Below are 5,882 nucleotides of genomic sequence, written 5' to 3' on the forward strand. Positions count from 1 at the left end.
CGGGCCCGCCCGGTTCGAGGCCGGACGCCTCGTCGAGTTGGCCGGCGAACCGGTCCGTGGACCTCGGTTGGCGTTGTGGCGGGCCCCTACCGACAACGACCGCGGCGCCGCGTTCGGCAGCTACCAGGACGCCGACCCCACCCTGCCGCCGTGGCGCGCCACGCCAGCCCCACCCTGGGACGTCCGCTGGCGGGAGGCCGGCCTGGACCGGATGGTCCCGCGGGTGGTGTCCGCGTCCGGGTCGGCGAGCCGGCTGCGGGTCCGCACCCGGTGGGCGGCGGCGAACTCACGTCTCGCCGTGATCTGCGACGAGCACTGGTGGCTCGACGAGAGTGGCTTGGCTCTGGCCGTGGATTTGGAGCCCGGCGCCGGGTGGCAGCTGATCTGGCCGCGGCTCGGCGTCCGCTTCGATCTGCCGACCGGCGTGGACGGCGCCTCCTGGTTCGGGCCGGGCCCGCTGGAGTCGTATCCGGACAGCCTCCGGGCCGCCCGGGTGGGCCGCTTCAGCGCGACGCTCGATGAGTTGACCGTCGGGTACGCACGCCCCCAGGAGAGCGGGCATCGCAGCGATCTGCGCTCGCTCACCGTGCGCCGATCCGGGGCCGACTGGCTGCGCATCGACGCCGGTCCGGACGCCGCGGGTCGGCTTCCCGGCTTCACGCTCACGCCACACACCGCCGAGGAGGTCGACCGCGCCGCGCATCCCCACGAACTGCCGCCGTCGAGCGCCACCCGGCTGTATCTGGACGCGGCTCAGAACGGTCTCGGCTCGCGGGCCTGCGGTCCCGACGTGTGGCCGGCGCAGGCGCTTGCCCCCCGGGCGGCGTCCCTTCGGCTCCGGTTCGCCCCCGGCTGACGCCGATCGCCTGGCCGCGCGGCGCGGCGTCCGTTACAGGCCGAGCAGTGCCGTCAGCTCGCCGACGTCGTGCACGACCGCGGTGGGTTCGACCGCCCGTAGTTCGTCGGCGCTCGCCGCTCCCCAGGTGACCCCGATGCTCCGGACGCCGGCCGCCCGGGCCGCCTGCATGTCGACGACGGCGTCCCCGACGTAGACGGCGTCGTCGGCGTCCGCATCGATGCGGTTCAGGGCATGCAGCAGCGGCTCGGGCGAGGGCTTGTGAGTGGCGGTGTCCTCCTCGGTCGCCAGCAGCGGGATCTGCCCGGTCAGGCCCACGCACTCCAGGCTGACCAGCGCCGAGTGATGCCGTTTCGAGGTGACCACCCCGAATGCCCGGCCGGACGCCCGCAGCGCCTCGATCAGGGCGGCAACCCCGTCGAACTGCCGCACATAGGTGTGGTGGTTGGCCAGGTTCCACTCCAGGTAACGCGCGGTCAGCTCGTCGGCCGACTCCGGGGAGAGCGCGGTGAAGGTCTCGGTCAGGGATCGTCCGATCCACTCCTTGCACTGCCCGAGCGTCGGCTCCCAGCCCAGGGTCTCCGACACCGTGCGCTTGAAGGTCGCGACGATGAGCGGGACGGTATCGGCCAGCGTGCCGTCGAGATCGAACAGAACGGTCTTGGGAGCCACGAAATTCACCGGTTCAGCCTAATCGGCCCCGCGGGCGTCCCATGTTCACCGATCCTTCCCGGACGTTGCCCAGCGTTGGGTTCGTTGCATAGGTTCAAACCTGAGCAAGGACGCCGAACCTGGGCAACGTGGACGGCGGCCGCGGCGGACCGGCCTCGGCGGGACCGGCGCGGGTGGCCGTCCGTGCTGTGTCGGACCCGTCCACCGGCAGGTGAGAGAGGAAGCGCATGACGGACTCCCCCGCTAGGCCGCGCGGGCGCCGGCCGGGCCGCGCCGACACCCGCGGCACGATCTGCCGGGCCGCGCTCACCCTGTTCTCGACGATCGGCTACGACAAGGTGTCGCTGCGGGCCATCGCCCGCGAGGCCGACGTCGACCCGGCGCTGATCCACCACTATTTCTCCAGCAAGTCGGACCTGTTCGCGCAGACGGTGCTCGACCTGCCCCTGGACGCCGACCGCCTGGTCTCGGACGTGCTGGCCGGGCCGCGCGACCAGATCGGCCAGGCCGCGGTGGCCGCCTTCCTCGCCGCCTATGACGGTCCCGACGGCGGACGCGAACGGTTCACCGCGATGCTGCGCTCGGCGGTCGCCGAGGAGGTCGTTCAGCGTCCGATGAGCGAGTTCATGTCCAAGGAGGTGTTCGGGGCGATCGCCGAGCGGCTCGGACACGTCAATTTCAAACTGCGGGGGCAGTTGGCGGTCAGTCTGGTGCTGGGCATGGCGCTCAGCCGCTACATTCTGCGACTGCCCACGCTGACCGCCGCCTCCGACCAGATGATCATCGAGGAGTTGCGTCCCTGATAGTGGTGTAGCGCGGATCGTGTGATCGTGCCCGGCATGTCGTGGGGGCGTGAGCGCGGTCACCGCGTGATCCTTCGAGTGAGACCTCTCACAGCCAACACTCTCGAAAGGAACTATCACGATGACCGCTCCTGCCATGATCGACCCTGCCCGTTTGTTGGGCCAAGCAGTCGGCGACGCGTCGCCGGATCTGATGCGGCACTTGCTGGGCACGGTGATCAACGCGTTGTTGTCGGCTGAGGCCGACGCGGTGTGTGGCGCCGAGTGGGGCCAGGCCAGCCCCGAGCGGACGAACCAGCGCAACGGCTACCGGCATCGCGAGCTCGATACCCGGGCCGGCACGATCGATGTCGCGATCCCGAAACTACGGCAGGGCTCCTACTTTCCCGACTGGCTGCTGGAACGCCGCAAGCGGGCCGAATCGGCGCTGATCTCGGTGGTGGCGACCTGCTACTTGCTCGGGGTGTCGACCCGCCGGATGGACAAGCTCGTGCAGACCCTGGGGATCACCTCGCTGTCGAAGTCGCAGGTGTCGCGGATGGCCACCGACCTCGACCAGCAGGTGACCGCGTTCCGGACCCGGCCGCTGCATGAGGCGGGACCGTTCACCTTCGTCGCGGCGGACGCGAACGGGCCGGACTCATCCAGCCGGCGAGGGGTCTGTCCGATTAACGGTGGGCGGCATCTGGCGTTTACTGGTTGTTCCCTGCCGGGTCGAGACGGCCCGGGAAGGTGATTGCGAACGCGTTGAGTGCCGGCTTCCACCGGTTCATCCATCGTGTCTTGGCGGTCCCGGTGGGGTCAAGGGATCGGGCCACGAGGTAGAGGCACTTGAGGGCGGCCTGGTCGGTCGGGAAGTGACCTCGGGCGCGGACGGCCCGGCGGAAGCGGGCGTTCAGGCTCTCGATCGCGTTCGTGGTGCAGATGACCCGGCGGATCTCGACGTCGTAGTCGAGGAACGGGATGAACTCGGTCCAGGCGGAACGCCACAGCCCGATCGCCGCCGGGTACTTGGTGCCCCACTTCTCGGCGAACTCCTCGAACCGGGCCGCGGCCGCGGCCTCGGTCGGGGCGGTGTAGACCGGTTTGATGTCGCGGGCGATCTGGTCCCAGTTCTGACGGGCGGCGTACTTGAACGTGTTCCTCAGAAGATGAATGACACACGTCTGAACGGTGGTGTGCTCCCACACGGTGTTCACCGCCTCCGGCAGACCCTTCAGCCCGTCACACACGAGCATGAGCACGTCGACGACGCCGCGGTTCTTCAGTTCGGTGAGCACGTTCAGCCAGTGTTTGGCGCCTTCACCGCCGGCCCCGGCCCAGATCCCCAGAATGTCTCGCTGCCCATCGACGGTGACGCCGATGGCCACGTAGAACGCCTTGTTGGTGACCTGTCCGTCGCGGACCTTGACGTGGATCGCGTCGATGAACACCACCGGGTACACCGAGTCCAGTGGCCGGTTGGCCCATTCGGTCATCTCCTCGACCACTTTGTCGGTGATCCGGGAGATGGTGTCCTTGCTCATCGCTTGGCCGTAGGTGTCGGCGAAGAACGCACAGATCTCACCAGAGGTGAGTCCTTTCGCCGACAACGACAACACCATCGCATCAACCCCGGACAGCCGGCGCTGCCGCTTACGGACCACAAGGGGTTCGAACGAGCCGTGCCGGTCCCTGGGCACCTCGATGCTGACCGGGCCCAGCTCGGTGTGAACCGTCTTCACCCTCGTTCCGTTGCGCTCGTTGGGCTGCTCGGCGCCGGCCTTGGTGTCCCGGTCGCCGTGCTCGTAGCCCAGATGTTCGTCGAGCTCGGCCTCCAGGGCGGTTTCCAGGACCTGCTTGGTCAGCGCCGCCAACGGGCTGCCGGGCCCGACCAGCGACACCCCCTCAGCCCGGGCCTGCTCGATCAGCTGCGCAGCTACCGAACCCGGCGCCGCCTTCCTCGGATTTGCCACATCGGTCATCGTGTCGGTCACGAGAACCTGCCTTCCTCACCAGGCATTCACCCGGCGTGTCGGGCCAGACCCGCCCACCGTTTATCTGACAGTCCCGTGAAGAGCCGTTTTAGCCACACGCCTCTAGATAACTCATTATCTTGTCGTGTTGGTGTCGCTTAGTCATTATCTTGTCGGGCTGGCATACTCGCTGGTGCGCCAGATTCGGGTTGTTCTCGATTCAAGAGGTTCACAGATCCCAGTCGACCGCCTTGTCGCGGTAACCAGCGACCGAGACGGTCACGCGGGCAATCACGAACGTGGTTTCGTGTTCTTTTGTCACCGGGTCGACCCGAACGGTCTTTCGAAATGGGACGGATACCCTGTGCCCGGTCGGAGATGATGTCACCGTTCCTCCGACAGATCCGGGGTCGACTCGGACAATGCCGGCCTTGGGCTCCCCAGTCTTGGCGTCTAACGCCGTTACAGTCACCTGCACCGAGCCTTCCCTGCCTGAAGGAACGACCAGGGGAACTGGTGCAAAGCGAACCACGAGCTCAGCCGAGGGTGGCGGGAGTGGCAGGTTTGGCGGGGGTGGGTTAAGTATCTCCAGGGTGATAGCCGTGGGATCGTGGTCAGATAGCTGCCCGCATGGAACCGTTGTGGGTTCGCTCGACTTGTACGTCTCATGCTTGCCGACCCAGATCAGGTCGATCCCGCTGCCGGCAACGACGGTCATCGACTCAAGCAATCGAGCGGCCAGAGGGTCGTCCTGCCCCGTGTTGAAGTCACCGCCCAGGACAGGCCACACCGATGCTGGGGTCTGGGCCGCCTGCTGAGCGAGCAGACTCATGTGGTTGGCCATGTATTCACTGTGAACATGATGAGTGACGTGGGTGGACCTTACCCGGCTCTTCCCAGATGAGGGTGTAGCGCACGTCGCGCGGCGGGCCGGCGCGTCGGTGGCCGGATAGAGGTCGAGGTCTCCCGAGGATGAGAGCTCCTACACACTCAGCCCGAAAGACCTCGACGTGCACGACGCTACCGCCGGCGGGCGCGCTGATGCGTTCGCCAGCCCCGACCTGACTGCCTTCTGCCGCCTCGACGAACTCGGCCTCGTTGTCACCGGGCAGCGACTCGAGCCGGATCGTGCCGTATTGGCCTGCCAGGTGGTCGAGCCCGACCAGTGGTGCCGGCGCTGCGGCTGCGAAGGGAGACCACGTGACACCGTGGTCCGACGGCTTGCCCACGAACCACTGGGCTGGCGGCCCACGACGCTGGAGGTCGTCGTGCGCCGTTACCGCTGCAGCGGCTGCGGGTATGTGTGGCGCCAGGACACCACCGCCGCGGCCGAGCCCCGGGCCAAGTTGTCTCGGCGCGCTCTGCGGTGGGCGCTGGAAGGGATCGTGGTCCAGCACCTGACCGTGGCTCGGGTCGCCGAGGGGCTCGGGGTGGCCTGGGACACCGCCAACGACGCCGTTCTGGCCGAGGGCAAGCGGGTGCTGATCGACGAGGAGCACCGCTTCGAGGGGGTGAAGGTCGTCGGGGTCGATGAGCACGTGTGGAGGCACACCCGTCGCGGCGACAGGTACGTCACCGTGATCATCGACCTCACCC

General features: G+C 67.9%; 4 protein-coding genes and 3 pseudogenes. 4 read left to right on the forward strand and 3 right to left on the reverse strand.

The window, feature by feature from the left end; all coding sequences use genetic code 11:
• Nucleotides 1-856 (forward strand): annotated as a pseudogene (locus tag V7E09_RS13980) (glycoside hydrolase family 2 TIM barrel-domain containing protein); the annotation flags it as partial.
• Between the two features lie 33 nt (nucleotides 857-889).
• Here V7E09_RS13980 and V7E09_RS13985 read toward each other — a convergent pair.
• Nucleotides 890-1,537, reverse strand: a complete 648-nt coding sequence (locus V7E09_RS13985; RefSeq protein WP_324511832.1) for an HAD family hydrolase — start codon at nucleotides 1,535-1,537, stop codon at nucleotides 890-892.
• Between the two features lie 218 nt (nucleotides 1,538-1,755).
• Between V7E09_RS13985 and V7E09_RS13990 the strand changes: the two genes are divergently transcribed.
• Both V7E09_RS13990 and V7E09_RS13995 read left to right on the forward strand, forming a co-directional pair.
• Nucleotides 1,756-2,331: a TetR/AcrR family transcriptional regulator gene (locus tag V7E09_RS13990; protein ID WP_324511833.1), complete on the forward strand. Its 576-nt coding sequence runs from the start codon at nucleotides 1,756-1,758 to the stop codon at nucleotides 2,329-2,331.
• Nucleotides 2,332-2,452: 121 nt separating this feature from the next.
• Nucleotides 2,453-2,959, forward strand: a pseudogene (locus V7E09_RS13995) (transposase); the annotation flags it as partial.
• Between the two features lie 64 nt (nucleotides 2,960-3,023).
• Here the strand turns inward: V7E09_RS13995 and V7E09_RS14000 are convergent.
• Together V7E09_RS14000 and V7E09_RS14005 are read right to left on the reverse strand one after the other, a co-directional pair.
• Nucleotides 3,024-4,295 (reverse strand): IS256 family transposase, encoded by a 1,272-nt coding sequence (locus V7E09_RS14000; protein WP_324511842.1) that lies wholly within the window; start codon nucleotides 4,293-4,295, stop codon nucleotides 3,024-3,026.
• Nucleotides 4,296-4,515: 220 nt separating this feature from the next.
• Nucleotides 4,516-5,130, reverse strand: a complete 615-nt coding sequence (locus V7E09_RS14005) for a hypothetical protein (protein ID WP_324511834.1) — start codon at nucleotides 5,128-5,130, stop codon at nucleotides 4,516-4,518.
• Between the two features lie 166 nt (nucleotides 5,131-5,296).
• Here V7E09_RS14005 and V7E09_RS14010 point away from each other — a divergent pair.
• Nucleotides 5,297-5,882: pseudogene (locus V7E09_RS14010) on the forward strand (ISL3 family transposase); the annotation flags it as partial.

This window comes from Propioniciclava sp. (genome assembly GCF_036744435.1).
GTDB lineage: Bacteria > Actinomycetota > Actinomycetes > Propionibacteriales > Propionibacteriaceae > Propioniciclava.

Bases quoted from the DNA above. Each gene is read 5' to 3' on its own strand.
- V7E09_RS14005 (WP_324511834.1), bottom strand. From the start codon at position 5,130: ATGGCCAACCACATGAGTCTGCTCGCTCAGCAGGCGGCCCAGACCCCA.
- V7E09_RS13990 (WP_324511833.1), top strand. From the start codon at position 1,756: ATGACGGACTCCCCCGCTAGGCCGCGCGGGCGCCGGCCGGGCCGCGCC.
- V7E09_RS14000 (WP_324511842.1), bottom strand. From the start codon at position 4,295: ATGACCGATGTGGCAAATCCGAGGAAGGCGGCGCCGGGTTCGGTAGCT.